Below are 16,968 nucleotides of genomic sequence, written 5' to 3' on the forward strand. Positions count from 1 at the left end.
TAAATTAACTTATAAATTACAATTATTACTTTTACTAATATAAACCCTACCAGTATAAGGTGCTACACAAACTAAAGCTGATTCTTTATTCTTTGTTAATTTAATCCACACAGGGCTAGTAATTTCTACAAGTGCATCACCAGTTGAAGTAACCTTATGTTCTACTGGAACACCAAATTCATCAAAATATAATTCAAAATAGCCATTAGATGAGCTATGTTCTACTTTAACTCCATAAGTTTTATTTAAATCAAATCTATTATCACCATCCATCCTAATAGTCTCATCTAAATAATCAGTTGCATAAAGAGCAGCATCCATATTTCTACAAGAATATCTAATATTCCCTATTTTGGCTTCATCTTCAACACCTCTTTTAGAACATATTTGATACTCATTTTTTACATTTGAATTCCTAGAAGGATCATGTCTATCACTTGGAACTATATTAAAGCTCCAATACCTTCTAGCATATAATCTATCTTCATATGCAACTATTGAAGATGGTGCAACTGCTGGAGGTATAGTTTTTCCTAAATATGCATTATTACGTTCACTAGCTTTATCTTTACTCCCTATTTTATCATCTACTAAATAATTATCATAATTTAATGATAAATATTGAGTATATCTAATATCATTAGCTAAATTTCTAGCTGCATCATTCACATCACTTGTATGAATTTTAGATACCGCAATAGCACTTAAAATCGCACCAACAACCATAACAACTAATAATTCAATCATAGTAAAAGCTTTTTTCATACTTACATCCATTCTAAAACTTGAGCTAACTCATTAGCTACAAAGCATTTAATACCTTTAAAATTACTTTTATTTGGAATTATAGCATTTTTAAAACCTTGATTTTTTGCTTCATTAAGTCTAATGTCAAGGCTAAAAACTTCGCAAATTCCACCATTTAAACTAAGCTCCCCAATAAATACACTCTCATTGCTTAAAACTCTATTTTTAAAGCTAGATATTATAGCAGCTGCAACTGCTAAATCAGCAGCAGTTTCGCTAACTTTTATCCCACCGCTAATATTTATAAATACATCATATCTTGCAAGTGGAATTTCTAATTTTCTCTCAAGCAAGGCTAAAATCATATCAAGTCTATTTCTATCAAATCCCGTTGCACTTCTTTTAGCATAAGCACTTTCACATACTAAAGCCTGAACTTCAAGAGTAATTGCTCTGCTACCTTCTAAAATAATAGTTAGAGCACTTCCTGCGTGATTTTTACCTACAAATCTAGTTTTAATATTGTTTGCACTTATAAGTCCATTTTCACTCATTTGCCAAATGCCTATTTCGCTAGTGCTTCCGAAACGATTTTTAAAGCCTCTTAAAATTCTTAATTCCTTACTAGCATCACCTTCAAAATAAAGCACCACATCAACCATATGTTCAAGCACTCTAGGTCCTGCAATTGAGCCTTCTTTAGTGATATGTCCTATTATAAATGTGCTAATATTATTGCTTTTGCTTAGTTTCATTAGTTCAAATGTAAGCTCTCTTACTTGAGTGATTGAACCAGCGCACGAACTTATATTTTCTGAATAAATAGTTTGAATACTATCTATAATTAAGACTTCATAATTATTGCTTAAAACTTCATTTTTAATATTTTCAAAACAAAGTTCTGTAAGTAAAAACAAATTATCTTCATTAGCATTTAATCTATTTGCACGAAGTTTTATTTGACTTTTACTCTCTTCAGCACTAACATAAAGGACTTTTTTGCCATTTTTCGCTAAGTTTGCAGCGGTTTTTAAGAGTAAAGTTGATTTTCCAACACCAGGAGAGCCACCTAGTAAAACTAATGAGCCTACAACAAGCCCGCCACCTAAAACCAAATCAAGCTCTTTATCATAAGTTGAAAATCTATCAACTTGCTCAATTAAAACTTCTTTAATGCTAACTGCTTTGTTTGAATTTGGTTTTATTTCGTTTTTTAATACTTCAATTTGAGTTTGATTTAATTCTAAATATGAATTAAATGCCCCACATTCAGGGCATTTGCCTAAAAATCTAATTTGTTGATTACCACAAGCTTGGCATTCATAAAGGCTTGATTTTTTCTTAGCCATTGTTAAAAATTCCGTCTAAAAGAACCTTTAAATATTCATTTGCTTTAAAAGGAGCAATATCATTTGCACCTTCTCCATATCCAAAATATAAAATTGGTAGCTCTAATTCTCTTGCGATTGCAAATAATGAACCACCTTTACTTGTTCCATCAAGTTTAGTAATAATTACTCCATCAAGCTTTACTAAATCATTAAAAACTTTTGCTTGATTAATACCACTATTGCCTTGAGTTGCATCTAGGACTAGAATTTTTCTATGTGGAGCGTTTTCATAAGCACGAGATGAAATTCTTATTATTTTTTCTAGTTCATTTGCTAGATTTTTTTTATTTTCTAATCTTCCTGCTGTATCAATAATAACATTATCATAACCTTTGCTAAGTGCTTTTGTAATGGTATCAAAAGCAACTGCACTTGGGTCATGCCCTTGCTTAGTGCTTACAATATCGCAATTATTCTTACTAGCCCAAAGTTCAAGTTGCATAATTGCACCTGCTCTAAAAGTATCACAAGCTCCTAGTAAAACTTTTTTGCCTTGATTTTTATAAAAATTACTTAATTTTCCTATGGTTGTAGTCTTTCCTACTCCATTTACACCTAATATTAATTCTACAAATGGTTTATCATTAGAATTTGAATTAGGATTTTCATACATAAAATATGAGCTCATTACTCTTTCTAAATCTGCTCTTTCAACTATATCTTTAGGTGGTAAGTAGTATAAAATCTCTTCTACTATTTCATAAGTAATATCAGCATTTACTAGCATTTCTTCTAATAAATCTTTACTTATTTTTTCGTTTTTTGGTTTTACTTGATTTATAGCTTCAAGTGTTTTTGCTAAGCCTTTTTTTAAAAAATCTAACATTATTTCATAACCTTTTGAATATCAATATCAAGCATTTCTTCATAAACTGCACCTAGATAGTTGTTTATGTTTTTACCATTTTGGTCGTATAAAGCAATATATGGAATGCCGTTAATTTCTCCTAAAACTTTTACAAGCGTATAATTATTATCTCCTACAGCAACATTATAATTAATATTATGTTCTTTTATAAACTGTTCTAGTTCTTCATTGCTTTTATCTTCTAATAAAACACCTATAACTTCTAATCTATCTCCATATTTTTTAACTAAATTGTTTAAATGATAAATTTCAGCTATACAAGGTGGACACCAAGTAGTAAAAAAATTAAACAAAATAATTTTATTAGAATTAAATTCTAAATCCTTATTATCTTCACTTTTTCGCTTCAATTCAAAAACTCTATCTGAATTATGAAAATTTAAAGAAAATTTTACTAAGTAATTAAAATCATCCTTTTTTATTACTTTTTCATCTTTTTCATTATTGTTTGTTTCATTATCTTTTTTATCATCTCCACAAGCTACAAATAAAGCTAAAACAAAACATAAAAAAATAATTTTTACTTTCATTATATATCCTTATAAAATTAAAATTGTTTTATAGGATAAAATTATGGATAAAAAGTTAATAAGAAAAGAGTTTCATAAACAAAATTATAAATTTTGTAAAAATTATCTTGTGTATAAATATTTGTTAAAAATCATTAATAAATATAAAATAAAAAATAAAAAATTAAATTTATTACTTTATATATCAAAGGAAAAAGAAATAAACTTACAAAAATATAAAAGATTGTTATCAAAAAAATTTAATATATATTGTCCTAAAATGCTTGATAATAATTCACTAGCTTTCACAAAATTAAGATTACCATATGTAAATTCAAAATATAAAATAAAAGAAAGTATGAGTAAAAATGAAAATATAAAACTTGACATAGCAATAATACCAACACTTGGCATTGATGGGGATTTTAGAAGAATTGGTTATGGAAAAGGTTATTATGATAAAACTTTTTCAAATATAAATTATAATTTATTAATTATTTTTATTCAAAATATAGAATCTATAACTAAAGACAAAATTTGTTCTAGTTTAGATTTAAAATGTGATTTTTATATCACACCAAAAAGAATTTACAAAAGAAAAGAGTTAAAATGATTTTAGAAATAATTTTATTACTTGCTGTTTTCATCTTAGGTGGAGTATTAGGTTATTTTATAACAAAAAAAATAAACGATGCACACTTTAAAGTACATGAAGAACAAGCAAAGGCAAAGGCAAAAGCTATAGAATATGAGGCTGAAAAAATATTACAAAATGCTGACAAAATATTAGAAAACGCTAAAGCTAGTGAAGTCAAAATAGAGCTTAATTACAAAAAATCTTATGATGAAAAAAATATGCAGCTCCAAAAAGAATATGATAAGAAAATATTAGAACTTGAAAAAAAAGAAAATAGCTTAGAGTTAAGTTACAAAAATTTAGATGAAATAAAAGAAAAGCTAAATATAAGCGAACAAAATGCCAAAGAATTAATGAACGAAGCAAATATACTAAAACAATCTTGCGAAAATAAAATGCAGGAGTTGTTAAAAAAAATAGAAAATATAAGTGGTCTTACAAGCGAAGAAGCAAGAGAATTAGTAATTAATCAAGCAAAAGATAAGGCAAGAGATGAAATTTCTCATATTGTAAGAAAATGCGAAGAAGAAGCAAAAACTCAAGCAAAAATTAAAGCTGGATATATCCTAGCACAAGCAACTACAAGATATGCTGGAGAATATGCAAGTGAAAGACTAATAAGCATTATAAATTTAAAAAATGATGATTTAAAAGGTAGAATTATCGGTAAAGAAGGAAGAAATATAAAAACACTTGAAATGGTTTTAGGTGTTGATGTAATTATTGATGATACTCCAAATGCAATTATTATTAGCTCATTTAATGTTTTACGCCGTGCTGTTGCTAAAAAAGTAATTGATTTATTAGTAGAAGATGGAAGAATTCAACCAGCTAGAATTGAAGAATTACATGAAAGAGTTTCAAAAGAATTTGAAGAAGAAATGTTTAATGAAGGTCAAAATATCATAATGGATTTAGGACTTACAAAAATGGCTCCTGAATTAGTAAAATTAATTGGCCGTTTAAAATATCGTGCAAGTTACGGACAAAATGCACTAGCACATAGCCTAGAAGTTGCACATTTAGCAGGAATTATCGCAGCTGAGTGTGGTGGTAATACAAGACTTGCAAGGCGTGCTGGAATTTTACATGATATTGGTAAGGCTTTAACTCACGAATATGAAGGAAACCATGTTGATTTAGGTGCTATGGTTTGCGAAAGACACAAAGAACATCCTGTGGTATTAAACGCTATTTTTGCTCATCATGGACATGAAGATGCTTTAAGTATTGAAGCTGCTGCAGTTTGCACGGCTGATGTTTTAAGTGCAGCTAGACCTGGTGCTAGAAGAGAAGTTTTAGAAGCGTTTTTAAAGCGTGTTAGCGAACTTGAAGATATAGCTAAAAAATACGAACAAGTTAAAAAAGCTTATGCGATCAATGCTGGTCGTGAGATTAGAGTAATTGTTAATGCAAAATTAATCAATGATAATGAAAGCGTTTTACTTGCTAAAGAGATCGCTAAAGAGATTGAAGATAAAATGCAATTTCCAGGAGAAATTAAAGTAAATGTTATCCGTGAAACTAGAGCTGTGGAGATAGCTAAATAATGCAAGAATTTATAGAAAAATTTGTAGAATACGGATATATTTTAGTATTTTTATACTCTTTAGGCGGCGGTATGTTAGCACTGCTTGCCTTAGGAGTGTTTGCAAGTGCTTATAATGTAAATCCTTATATTAGTATTTTAGTAGCTTTTGTGGGTAATTTTTTAGGCTCGTCGGCTTTATTTTATTTTACTAGAGCTAGTAAAAAAGACTTTCAAAAACATCTTGTAAAGCATAAAAGAAAACTAGCTCTTTTAGTAGTTTTATTTAGAAAAAATGGCTTTATTTTTACTTTAGTTTGTAAGTTTGTTTATGGGCTTAAAACCTTAGGTCCAATAGCAGCCGAGATTTCAAAATTAAGCTTTTTTAGATTTAGTATTTATAATCTAATTTCTTGTTTTGTTTGGGCTGTTGTGGTGTTTTATGCTGCGTTTTATTTAGGAGATAGTTTGGCTAAAACTTTTGATGAATATTCATCTTATATGCCAATTATTTTACTTGTTTTATTGATTGTAATTTTCACATATTTAAAAATAAAAGCGAAAAAATGAAATGTGAAAAATTATTAAATATTAGATTTTTTTTAAGAAAGATAATTTATTTTAAAAATCACAAATTCCTAAATCAAATTCTACTAGATTATCCGAAATTATCTAAGAAATTTAGCGAGAATTTAAAATATCACAATGATATGTTATGCAAAAAATACGGGGCTACTAATTTTACTTTTGAATATTCAAATGAATGTTTTAAAAGGGATTTAGAAATTATTACAAATAGATTTTTGGATATTTTAAGTAATGATGAGATTATTTTTAATGAATTTGATTTAAAAATTACGCTTAGCTCAAATCCTAAAGTAATTAGCGAAGGACTTTTTACAATTCATTTGCATTATAAAAATGAGCTTTTATATTCTTTAAGTTTTGTTTTATTAAATGATGCTTTATTAATCACGGCCTTACAGGGTAATTTAAATACTAAAGATGAGATAAAAGAATTTACTAAAGTTTATTTTGGTTTAAGACCACTTAATTTTATTATATTTTTTGCTTTTATTTTTGCTGAGTTTTTAGGTATAAATAAAGTTTGCGGAGTAAAGGATAGATTTTTAGTATCAAGATTTAAACGCAATAGAAAAAGAGATGGAAGAGTATTTGTAATACCAAATTATGACGAAATATGGCAAGAAAATACAAAAATTATTAAAGAAGAAAAATCATTTTATGTATTAGAATATTTGCAAAAAGATTTAGAAGAAATACCATCAAAAAAACGCTCAATGTATAAAAAAAGATTTGAGTTCTTAAAAACGATTAAATTGTAAGCAATAATTATTCCTAACTAGCTAAAATGCTCTTTATGAGAGTAGATAAATTTTTAAATGCAGTAAATATCACAAAACGCCGTTCAATTTCACTTGATATGTGTAAAAACGGCGTAATTTGTATAAATGGAAATGTTGTTAAACCTAGTAAAGAAGTAAAAGTTGGCGATATTATAAGTCTAAATCTTTTAAACGAGCAAATCAGATTTAAGGTATTAGCTTTACCTACAACCAAAAATGTAGCTAAAGCAAAATCAAATGAATATGTGGAAAAACTAGATGATAATCAAGGCTAATTTAGATAATTTAGATTTAGTGGTAAATGAGTTTGGTGATAATGGGATTTATTTATTACAAGGCGATTTAGCTAGTGGAAAGACTACTTTAGTAAATAAAATAGCAAATAAAAAGTTAAATCAAAAAGCAATTTCTCCAACTTTTAGTGTATTAAATACTTATAAAAACGATACTAATACGATTTATCATTATGATATTTATCAAAAAGGAACAAAAGTTTTTATAGAAAATGGTTTGTTTGAGAATTTGTTTAATGATGGTCTTCATTTAATTGAATGGGCTGATGATGATTTTATAAAAATATTAGAGCAATTTGCACTTGAATACAAGATTGTAAAAATTAGCACTAATAATGAAGGTAGGCTTTATGAGTTTAGTTAATTTAAAAGCGTGTGGTCTAAAAAAAAGTATAAAAAATATAGAAATTATAAAAAATGTAGATATTAGTATGGATAATTCTCAAATAGTAGGATTATTTGGAAGTAATGGTGCAGGAAAAACTACTACATTTTATATGATTTGCGGACTTGTTAGCCCTAGTGCTGGGGATATTTTTTTAGATGATTTAAATATTACTAACGAGCCACTTCATAAACGCGCAATTCTAGGCATTGGTTATTTACCACAAGATTCAAGTGTTTTAAAAGATTTAAGTGTTTGGGAAAATATGCAAATTGCAGCAGAGCTTAAAGGGCTTAAAAATATAGATGAATTAATAGAAGAAAAATTAAATCTTTTAAAGATTTATGATAGAAAAGACCGCCTTGCAAAAAGTCTTAGCGGTGGGGAGCGTCGTAGATTAGAAATAGCTAGAGCTTTAGTTTTAGAGCCTAAGTTTTTATTACTTGATGAGCCTTTTGCTGGGGTTGATCCAAAAAGTATTAATGATGTTCAAAGCATTATTAAGGATTTAAAAGATTTAAATATAGGCGTATTAATTACTGACCATAATGTCCGTGAGACCCTTAGAATTTGTGATAAAGCTTATGTTTTAGATAGCGGTAGTATTTTAGCTAGTGGAAGTGCTAAAGAAATTGCAAATAATGAAATAGTAAAAAGCAAATATTTAGGTAAAAATTTCTCACTTTAAGGAAAAATATGAAATATTTAGAAATCAAAGAAAAATATCCAAATACTAGAATAATAGCAGTTAGCAAATATACAACTGATGATAAAATAATTGCATTACATAATTTAGGTCAAATAGAATTTGGTGAAAATAAAGTTCAAGATTTAACAAGAAAAAAATTAGAATTATCAAATAAAATTAATTGGCATTTTATAGGAAATTTACAAAAAAATAAAGTAAATTTATTAATAAAATCACAGCCTATTATGTGGCAAAGTTGTGTTAGTTACGATATGGCTAAATATGTTGATACAAGGCTTGATTATAAACTTCAAACATTATTAGAGATAAATGTTGCTAACGAAGATAGCAAATCAGGAATTACACCTGAAAATGCTATTGATGAGTACTTAAAAATAAAAGAAAATTGTAAAAATATAAATTTAGTTGGTGTTATGTGTATAGGAGCAATGAGTGATAATTTGCATCAAATTATAAAAAGTTTTGAATTATGTTATAAAATATATCAAAATTTAGAAAAATATGACGCCAAAATATGCTCTATGGGGATGAGTAGCGATTACGAAATAGCAATAAAATCTGGTTCAAATATGATAAGACTAGGAAGTATTTTGTTTAACGAATAAACAAAATACTTTAAGATTTTAGTTCTTTTTACCATTTAATGCTCTAATTTTTGCACTTAAACTAAATATTTTAATGAATCCAGCTGCATCTTTTTGATTATATACATCATCTTTATCAAATGTTGCAAAATCTTGGTTATATAGCGAATTTGAAGAAACCTTACTTAATGCTTGAACACTTCCTTTATAAAGCTCTAAAACAACCTTTCCTGTTAATTTTTTTGCAAATATATCAATAGCTGCACTAATAGCTTCTCTAGTAGGACAAAACCACTTGCCATCATAAACTAAATAACTCATTTCAAGTCCTAATTGAGTCCTTAATTTCATACTATCCCTATCTAATATTAATTGCTCTAACGCCCTTAGTGCTGTATTTATAATAGTCCCACCTGGAGTTTCATAACAACCTCTTGACTTCATACCTATCAAACGATTTTCTACTATGTCAATTCTACCAACACCGTGTTTTGCACCTAAATCATTAAGAATTTGCAAACTTTCATAAGGGCTAAGTGATTTATTATTTACACTAACTATAAAACCTTCTTTAAATTCAATCTCAACTAATTCACTTTCATTTGGTGCTTTTTTAGGATTTACACTAAAACAAAAACAATCATCATTATGAAAATTTGCTGGATCTTCTAGAACGCCACCCTCAGTAGATATATGCCAAGCATTTGCATCTTTACTATAAATTTTTTCTTTAGTAGCTGTAGTTTTAATTTTTTTTGATGCTAAATAATCTAACAAATCTCCTCTTGATCTCATATTCCATTCTCTCCAAGGAGCTATAGTTTTTATATCTGGTGCTAAAGCGTTTATAGTATATTCAAATCTTACTTGGTCATTTCCCTTGCCAGTGGCACCATGTGCTATTGCTGTAGCATTAATACTTTTTGCATAATCAACTAACGCTTTTGCAATAACAGGTCTAGCCATAGAAGTTCCTAATAAATAAGTTCCTTCATAAATAGCGCCACTTAAAATAGTTGGATATATATAATTTTTTACAAATTCCTCTTTTAAATCAACTATCACACAATCAGTTGCACCTGAGTAAAGTGCTTTTTCTTTAACACCTTCTAATTCGCTTCTTTCTTGCCCTACATCAGCTACTAAAGCATAAACTTCTACATCTTTATAATTTTCTTTAAGCCAAGGTATAATAGCTGAAGTATCAAGACCACCACTATAAGCTAAAACTATTTTTTGCATTTTTTCTCCTTTTTAAATTTCATTTTCTATTATTTTTTTGTATTCTAATAAATTTTTTACAATATTTGATTTTAATTCATCATTTAAATATAAATTTAAAATAGTTATACTAATAGCAGCAAAAATTTTTCCTTGCTTATAAATAGGCACAGCAAAACAAGCAAAATCTACATCATATTCGCCGTTTTCAAATGTATAACCTAATTTTTTACTATCATCAATATTTTTATACAAATCATCTATATTATCTATAGTATTATGAGTATTTTTTTCTAATTTATCGTTACCAAATATCTTTTTCAAGTCGTTTTTACTACACTCTAATAAAAGTGCTTTTCCTAATGCCGTTGAATTTGCATTAGCTAAATCTCCAGCCTTTGTTTTTATAATTATTTTTCCATTGCCTTCACTCTTATGTAAATATATAACTTTTTTTCCATTTAGCATCCCTAATTGAACACCAAATTTAATTTTACTAGCTAATTTATCCATATAAAAAATAATGATTTTAATGGTTTTTTCTTGCTCAATTTTCGGATTAAGATTAAATGCTAATTTATAATTTTTACTATCATAATTTAAATAGTTTAATTCACATAAAGTTTTTAATATAGGATGAAGTGTCCCTACACTAATACTACAATCTTTAGAAAGTTGTGTAATATTTAAACCATCGCTTTTATTTTTTAAAGTTTCTAAAATTTTAACCACTCTTAAAGTAGGTTGGTGCAAGGCAATCAATTTAATCCCTTATATTTTTTCGTGGATAATATAGCAAGATGATTAATAAAATGTTAAATCATTTTAACATAAATTTATTCATTACAAATGACCTTATATTTAAATTTTAAAAAACTATTAAGCAAAATATAATAACCACTAACAAATTAAAATTTAAAAATGAAAACAAAGCTTTTATTAGTGCAACGATAAAATTTAAAAACTAAAAAATAGATTATACACAATGTAAATTAGTTAAAAAGATAACAAATGGCATATATCTACAAAACAAGAAATTGAAATCATAGTGATTGAATAGTAATTAAGATTATCTTTAAAATATATTTAATAGATAAAATCTAAGCCAAATTACTTATTTTAAATTCTAGGAATTTCATAATTGAAATTCCTTCTAATAAATTTAATAAAATTAATCTAAATGATAAACTTCTTTCATATTAAGCCATTTTTGACCTGCATAGCCAAGCGATATTTGGCAAGGGTCTGTGCAAGCCCACCACTTACGAGTATTCTCATCGGCTGCCATTTTTGCCATATCAGCATCAAAATCAGTTCCTGTATATTCAAAATAAGCGAATAAATACTCACCAAAATTATAAATAGAATAATTACGAATATTGCAAGCCTTTATCATCTCATTTACACCTTCCATAGGGTTTGCGTGAAGTCTTTCGTATTCAGCTAATTTTTCTGGAATAACTTTTATAATTTGCCCAAATCTTTGCATTTTAAATCTCCTTTATTTTATAAATTTCTTTTGCATTTAAATAAAAAATCTTTTCTTTTAAATCATCACTTTTAAAATGATTTTCAATTATTCTAATCCATTCATTTGGTTTTAACTCACTTACAGGATAGTTTGAGCCAAAACAAATTCTACTTTCTCCAAAAATATTAAATGCCATATCAAGTAATTTTGAATAATCTTTACCTAAAATAAAATCATCTTGACAAGATAATTTCATATAAACATTTTCTTTTTTAGCAATTTGCCTTAAACTATCTTCGCCGCTAAAATCCTTAATATTTGCAAAATGATTAAAGATAATTCCTGATTTAAATTCCTTTGCAATTTTGCTAAAATTACTTAGCTCATCTTCGTTTATACAAACTTCAAATAATAAATCATTTGCATTTACTAGATTAATAGTCTTTTTAAACTCACTGCCTAAGCAATATCCACTTGGCTTTGTATGTAAAACTTCTCTAAAACTAGCACCACCTATCGTAGCAAGGCATAAAGCAAGTAATTTTTTATGTTTAAAGCTAAGCATTTTTGCACTCTCTTGGCTAGGATTATTTGCATTTATTTCTACATAAACTCCACCTAAAAAATCACTTTTGCTAAACTCATCTAAATATTCATCAAAAGAAAAATCTCTTTGCAATCTAGTTGGGGCGTTTTGCACCCAACTAATATCATTTTTATCCCATATATGAAAATGCGTATCAATTATTTTCATGACTTTTTAGTCCATAAAAAGCTATATAATGCTACATATAAAAAGCAAGGAGCTAAAGCTAAAAATCCCGCACCTGTGCCATAGCTATCATTTATTGAACCCATAATTGTAGGCATTATTGCACCACCGCAAATACTCATTACTAAGATTGAGCCACCAAGTTTTACTTGATTTAATGGCAAATCCTTTGTAGCAACGGCAAAAATAGTAGGAAAACTAATACTCATAAAGAAAAATACCAAAATTAAAGCATAAACACTAATCATTCCATCAGCAATATATAAATAAAAGCACAATGCAACATTTATTAATGAATAAAGTCCCAAAATACTCTCACCTTTAAATTTTTTCATAAGTGGAGTTGTAACAATTCTTCCTATCATAAACGCAACAAGTGCAGCTGAGAAAAAATATGCTGATTTTTCATCGCTTAAAGCTTTTTCTCCTAAACTTGCTGTATGTTCTACTGCGTAATTTATAAAAAACGCTCCTGCTCCAACTTGAGCTGCAACATATAAAAATTGAGCTAATACGCCTAAGTTAAAATGTCTATGTTTAAATACATCGATTGATTTTGAGTTGTCTTTATACTCTACTTCTTCACTTACTTCGCTACCTTCTGGAATTTTATTAAACACAAATGCAAGTAAGATTAAAAACACTACTAAAGCAATTCCTACATAAACCATTTGCACATTAAACATATTTTCAAGTAATGCTTGTTCTTTTTCTGTATCAGTTGCATTTTCGCCACTATGAGTGATTGATAAGAATAAACTTCCACCAATAATAGGTCCAACAAATTGTCCAAAACCATTAAAGCTTTGAGCTGCATTAATTCTAAATGAAGCGTTTTTCTCATCTCCTAGCTTTGTCATATAAGGATTTGCATTAGTCTCAAGTGCTCCAAGCCCACACGCAAGAATGAAAAATGCAAATAAAAACATAGAAAAACTAGCCATATTAGTTGCAGGAATTATTAGTAAGCAACCAATCGCATAAAGTGCTAGTCCTGTAATAATCCCAACCTTATAAGAAAATCTTGAAGCAATCCAGCCAGCAGGAAGTGCCATCACAAAATACGCCCCAAAATAAGCCATTTGCAAGTAGCCACTATTTTGTTGAGTAATGCCTAGATGATTTTGAAAATTTTTATTCATAACATCAACAAGTCCATAGCTAACACCCCATAAGAAAAATAATGAAGTTACTAAAATAATTGCAATTTTTACATTTTTATTCATTTTTTCTCCTTAATTTTCCCAGTTTAATGCACGATCAAGATGCATATAACCACCATCTGGAGTTAAAATCTGCCCTGTTGTGTGAGATGCTCTTGGGCTTATTGTAAATACTGCAGTATCAGCTATCTCTTCGCAAGTTGTAAAGCGATGACCTAGTGGAATAAATTTTGCAATTTCTTGATATTGTTTTTCAGGGTCAGGGAAATTTTTAATCCATTTTTCATAAAGCGGAGTCCAAACTTCAGCAGGGCAAATACAATTTACTCTAACATTATCAGGTGCAAAAGCGCAAGCCCACTCTCTTGTCATAGCTATTTGAGCGCCTTTTGCACTTGCGTATGCTGTGGTTCTTCCTTGACCTGTGATACCTGTTTTACTTGAGATATTTAAGATACTTCCTTGCTCTTTTTTAATATATGGAAGGCAGCATTTTGTCATTTCATAATAATGAAAAAATATATTATTTTTTAATAGTTTAACATTAGCCTTGTCCGTATTTTGTCCGTTAATTATTTAAAACCTATTTTATTTTTCTTAAAATCTTTTTAATAGCTCTATAATAAACACCTTTACATTCACTAGTTGTCATATTTAGCTTAATAGCGATTTCTTCAAAAGTAAAATCATACGAGTATTCTTTATCAAATAAATAATGCAAGGCTGTATAACTATCATTACAAAAAGAGTTTCTTAAGTTTTTCTTCATAGAAAACCCTTTTAATAATTAAAAAAACAATAATAAAAAAAGAACAAATGTGCTATTTTAAATAATAGCATAAAAAAATTATATAAACGAACTTTATTTTTAAATTCAACTAATATAGATAAAAACAAAGGAGATTTTAGTGAGTATAAAAAATAAATTTATACTATTTATTAGTATATCAAATGGTATTCTGATAGTAATTTGCTTATATATGTTTTATTGTAATACTAGCAATAAAAAAGATTATCAAAAATTACTTTTAGAAACTTATAACTTAGAAGAAAAATTAAAATATTATCAAAATAAAGATATTAATAATAACTTAGAAATACAAAAAGCATTTGTTCTGGCTTTAAAAGAAAAAGCAAAAAGACAAAAACTTGAAAATGAAGTTTATAAAGAGCAAATTGAATTAGAAAACGCAATGGTGCAAGAGCAAATAGATGAAATGACAAATGAAATTAAGTTAAGACAAATGAATGAATTAACACTAAATTAATTTTAATATTCCAATATGTTAGCATTTAGTAAAGAAATGCAGTAATGCAAAAGTTAAAGTAAAAGAAAAAAGCAAAACATTAAAACAAGTTGCCATTTCATTTAATTTATTATTTGTTTTTATACCTCTTATACTATTAATATAACTTAATAAAACAATTATTAAATTACCACAAAATAAAAATGCTAATGAAAATACAAAACCTAATTTAAAAATACCAGTTTTATCTATATTTTGAAAAATAGATGAAACAAACACAAAATCACCAATAAAAGCTAATAAAATAGATGCAAATATTCCTAATATTACTATATAACTATCTTTAGATTTTATTACTTCTTGTTTTAATTTAAAAAGTTCATTTTTTGTCCTTTTTATATTTTCTTGTTGTTTTTTGTATTTATCTATATAATCATTATATTGTTTTCTTAATATTTCAATGTCAATCTTATATATTTTTTCATCTTGTAAAACACAAATATAATCATTTAGTTTTTCCAAATTTTTTATTAAAGACAACGTGTTATTTGTTTTTTCTAAGTGTTTTATACATTCATTAATAATATAAGTTATCTTATTGAAATACAGTTCATATTTATCTTTATCGTTAGGTATTATAGTTTCTAACATTTTTCTTATTTCGGCGTATTTATGTCGTTTATTATTTGAATATAAGTCTTCAAATTGATTTATATAATTTTCAATTTCTATTTTATTTTCTTTATTTTTATCAAGTTCATTATTATCAATTAATATATGAGTATCTTTATCTAAATCTTCTTTACAAATTAAATTAAATATGTTCTTTAAATCATTAATATCTATAAACATAAAACTACCTTATTGTATATGGTGCCTCTTCTTTAATTAATTCTTTTCTTATAACGGATCCTATACCATTTCTATTCCTATAAGTTTTATCCCAAGCACCGCCACTTTTATGACTAATATTAACTAATTGATATGATGGCATTGTAGCACATTTATAAACCAATAATTCTTGTTTTTTACTCAAACTATTGTCATAACTTTCAAAGTTTTCAAAAATATTTCTTGCACCATAAATAGAATATTGTATATATACATCATATATAATAGGACCATAAGGATATGCTAAAAAATCATCACTAAATAAACTTCTATTTGTATCTTTATAACTTTGCATTTGTAAAAAATATAAAATTTTTTGTAACTGTAAATTACTAATATAAATTCCACGATAATTACAAAAGTTTAAAACATTTTTTGCATATTGCAAGGCAGTCATTTTATAATCCTTTTCTAATAAATCATAAAAATTATATATTTATTAGGCTTTTTATAAATAATACTCATTATAAATTATAGTTATTAAATTAAATTTGTATTTTATATAATAATTTAATTTATATATAGCTTAAATATTATAAAAATTAAGTAAAAATAAATATTATTTATATTAGAATGCAGTTTTTATTAAGGATAAAAGATCGATTTTTTCAAGGTCATCGCATAGACTTAATCTTTTCTGAGTTTATACCCAGAGAAAAAATATGCGAAATAAAATTAATTAATTCCAAAAGGGAATACAATTTTATTCTCTAATGGAATTATTATACGATCCTTTGTGGAATGAAAGGAGAAATTATGAAAAACACAACACTCCAAAGTAAAAATAATTTTATTGAAACAAATTTTGACAGAATTGTTGATGATTTAATAGATGAAATAGTAAAAAATTATGCACACATTAATTTTTGTGTTATTGTTTCAGCTGTTGTTGTTAAGTTGCAAAGTATTTATGAGATAGTTTATTTAGGAAAGTACCATAAATATTTTAATGAAAAGCTAGGGCTAGAAAATCAAGCAATTTGTAATAGGTTTTTTAGTAAAGTAAAATTTAAAAAGATTGAAGACACTAAAAATTTTAAAAAGCTTAATGAAATGTCTAAAAAGAAAAATAATATATTTATTATGTATTGTATTTTAGTAACAATATCATTTATTGTTGTTTTTAGTTTATCTAAATATGCTAGTCATTAATTTCATTCAATATTAAATAATAATATTGTTTAA

Annotated in this window: 22 protein-coding genes and 1 pseudogene; 10 read left to right on the forward strand and 13 right to left on the reverse strand. The window is 26.8% G+C overall.

Annotated features, from left to right (window positions below):
- Positions 1-9: 9 nt before the first annotated feature.
- The 4 genes from NY022_RS03405 to NY022_RS03420 are packed head-to-tail and all read right to left on the reverse strand — an operon-like array spanning position 10 to position 3,536.
- Positions 10-765, reverse strand: a complete 756-nt coding sequence (locus NY022_RS03405; RefSeq protein ID WP_267523559.1) for a type II secretion system protein — start codon at positions 763-765, stop codon at positions 10-12.
- 2 nt (positions 766-767) lie between these two features.
- Positions 768-2,096, reverse strand: coding sequence for a DNA repair protein RadA (gene radA, locus NY022_RS03410; RefSeq protein ID WP_214115925.1), 1,329 nt, complete (start codon positions 2,094-2,096; stop codon positions 768-770).
- Positions 2,089-2,964 (reverse strand): signal recognition particle-docking protein FtsY, encoded by an 876-nt coding sequence (gene ftsY / locus NY022_RS03415; RefSeq protein ID WP_214119726.1) that lies wholly within the window; start codon positions 2,962-2,964, stop codon positions 2,089-2,091. The genes radA and ftsY overlap by 8 nt, the downstream gene beginning before the upstream one ends.
- The gene (locus NY022_RS03420; RefSeq protein WP_267523560.1) at positions 2,964-3,536 is read right to left on the reverse strand and encodes a TlpA family protein disulfide reductase; all 573 of its coding nucleotides are present in this window, start codon (positions 3,534-3,536) and stop codon (positions 2,964-2,966) included. The genes ftsY and NY022_RS03420 overlap by 1 nt, the downstream gene beginning before the upstream one ends.
- A gap of 43 nt (positions 3,537-3,579) precedes the next feature.
- Here NY022_RS03420 and NY022_RS03425 point away from each other — a divergent pair, with 43 nt between their 5' ends.
- Genes NY022_RS03425 through NY022_RS03460 form a run of 8 tightly spaced genes read left to right on the forward strand, consistent with a single transcriptional unit; the run spans position 3,580 to position 9,039 of the window.
- Positions 3,580-4,128 (forward strand): 5-formyltetrahydrofolate cyclo-ligase, encoded by a 549-nt coding sequence (locus NY022_RS03425; protein ID WP_267523561.1) that lies wholly within the window; start codon positions 3,580-3,582, stop codon positions 4,126-4,128.
- Positions 4,128-5,702, forward strand: a complete 1,575-nt coding sequence (rny, locus tag NY022_RS03430; protein ID WP_267523761.1) for a ribonuclease Y — start codon at positions 4,128-4,130, stop codon at positions 5,700-5,702. The genes NY022_RS03425 and rny overlap by 1 nt, the downstream gene beginning before the upstream one ends.
- A complete protein-coding gene (locus NY022_RS03435) occupies positions 5,702-6,250 on the forward strand; it encodes a DedA family protein (protein ID WP_214120024.1) in 549 nt (182 codons plus the stop codon). The genes rny and NY022_RS03435 overlap by 1 nt, the downstream gene beginning before the upstream one ends.
- Positions 6,247-7,026, forward strand: a complete 780-nt coding sequence (locus tag NY022_RS03440; protein ID WP_267523562.1) for a DUF535 family protein — start codon at positions 6,247-6,249, stop codon at positions 7,024-7,026. The genes NY022_RS03435 and NY022_RS03440 overlap by 4 nt, the downstream gene beginning before the upstream one ends.
- 35 nt (positions 7,027-7,061) lie before the next feature.
- Positions 7,062-7,322 carry an RNA-binding S4 domain-containing protein gene (locus tag NY022_RS03445; RefSeq protein ID WP_214115905.1) on the forward strand — a complete coding sequence of 87 codons (261 nt, stop codon included), beginning with the start codon at positions 7,062-7,064 and terminating at the stop codon, positions 7,320-7,322.
- The gene (gene tsaE / locus NY022_RS03450) at positions 7,306-7,704 is read left to right on the forward strand and encodes a tRNA (adenosine(37)-N6)-threonylcarbamoyltransferase complex ATPase subunit type 1 TsaE (protein WP_267523563.1); all 399 of its coding nucleotides are present in this window, start codon (positions 7,306-7,308) and stop codon (positions 7,702-7,704) included. The genes NY022_RS03445 and tsaE overlap by 17 nt, the downstream gene beginning before the upstream one ends.
- A complete protein-coding gene (lptB, locus tag NY022_RS03455) occupies positions 7,691-8,413 on the forward strand; it encodes an LPS export ABC transporter ATP-binding protein (RefSeq protein ID WP_214115900.1) in 723 nt (240 codons plus the stop codon). Before tsaE ends, lptB begins: the two co-directional genes overlap by 14 nt.
- An 8-nt stretch (positions 8,414-8,421) precedes the next feature.
- Entirely contained in the window at positions 8,422-9,039 is a 618-nt protein-coding gene (locus tag NY022_RS03460) for a YggS family pyridoxal phosphate-dependent enzyme (protein ID WP_267523564.1), read from the forward strand.
- A gap of 18 nt (positions 9,040-9,057) precedes the next feature.
- Here the strand turns inward: NY022_RS03460 and NY022_RS03465 are convergent, their stop codons facing one another.
- From NY022_RS03465 to NY022_RS03495, 7 genes and pseudogenes are all read right to left on the reverse strand, one after another.
- A complete protein-coding gene (locus NY022_RS03465; protein ID WP_267523565.1) occupies positions 9,058-10,260 on the reverse strand; it encodes an argininosuccinate synthase in 1,203 nt (400 codons plus the stop codon).
- A 12-nt stretch (positions 10,261-10,272) separates the two neighbouring features.
- Positions 10,273-11,001 carry an IclR family transcriptional regulator gene (locus NY022_RS03470; RefSeq protein ID WP_267523566.1) on the reverse strand — a complete coding sequence of 243 codons (729 nt, stop codon included), beginning with the start codon at positions 10,999-11,001 and terminating at the stop codon, positions 10,273-10,275.
- A gap of 409 nt (positions 11,002-11,410) precedes the next feature.
- A complete protein-coding gene (locus NY022_RS03475; RefSeq protein ID WP_267523567.1) occupies positions 11,411-11,728 on the reverse strand; it encodes an L-rhamnose mutarotase in 318 nt (105 codons plus the stop codon).
- A gap of 1 nt (position 11,729) precedes the next feature.
- Entirely contained in the window at positions 11,730-12,464 is a 735-nt protein-coding gene (locus NY022_RS03480; protein WP_267523568.1) for an amidohydrolase family protein, read from the reverse strand.
- The gene (fucP, locus tag NY022_RS03485; protein WP_214149984.1) at positions 12,461-13,708 is read right to left on the reverse strand and encodes an L-fucose:H+ symporter permease; all 1,248 of its coding nucleotides are present in this window, start codon (positions 13,706-13,708) and stop codon (positions 12,461-12,463) included. The genes NY022_RS03480 and fucP overlap by 4 nt, the downstream gene beginning before the upstream one ends.
- A 9-nt stretch (positions 13,709-13,717) precedes the next feature.
- Positions 13,718-14,173: pseudogene (locus NY022_RS03490) on the reverse strand (SDR family oxidoreductase); the annotation flags it as partial.
- Between the two features lie 55 nt (positions 14,174-14,228).
- Positions 14,229-14,414, reverse strand: coding sequence for a hypothetical protein (locus tag NY022_RS03495; RefSeq protein WP_267523569.1), 186 nt, complete (start codon positions 14,412-14,414; stop codon positions 14,229-14,231).
- 139 nt (positions 14,415-14,553) lie between these two features.
- Between NY022_RS03495 and NY022_RS03500 the strand changes: the two genes are divergently transcribed.
- Positions 14,554-14,913 (forward strand): hypothetical protein, encoded by a 360-nt coding sequence (locus tag NY022_RS03500; RefSeq protein WP_267523570.1) that lies wholly within the window; start codon positions 14,554-14,556, stop codon positions 14,911-14,913.
- An 18-nt stretch (positions 14,914-14,931) separates the two neighbouring features.
- Here the strand turns inward: NY022_RS03500 and NY022_RS03505 are convergent, their stop codons facing one another.
- The gene (locus tag NY022_RS03505) at positions 14,932-15,744 is read right to left on the reverse strand and encodes a hypothetical protein (RefSeq protein WP_267523571.1); all 813 of its coding nucleotides are present in this window, start codon (positions 15,742-15,744) and stop codon (positions 14,932-14,934) included.
- A gap of 4 nt (positions 15,745-15,748) precedes the next feature.
- Entirely contained in the window at positions 15,749-16,180 is a 432-nt protein-coding gene (locus NY022_RS03510; RefSeq protein WP_267523572.1) for a Panacea domain-containing protein, read from the reverse strand.
- A 359-nt stretch (positions 16,181-16,539) separates the two neighbouring features.
- Here NY022_RS03510 and NY022_RS03515 point away from each other — a divergent pair, with 359 nt between their 5' ends.
- Positions 16,540-16,935, forward strand: a complete 396-nt coding sequence (locus NY022_RS03515) for a hypothetical protein (RefSeq protein ID WP_267523573.1) — start codon at positions 16,540-16,542, stop codon at positions 16,933-16,935.
- Positions 16,936-16,968: the final 33 nt, after the last annotated feature.

The sequence above is a fragment of the Campylobacter sp. MG1 genome, assembly GCF_026616895.1.
Lineage (GTDB): Bacteria > Campylobacterota > Campylobacteria > Campylobacterales > Campylobacteraceae > Campylobacter_E.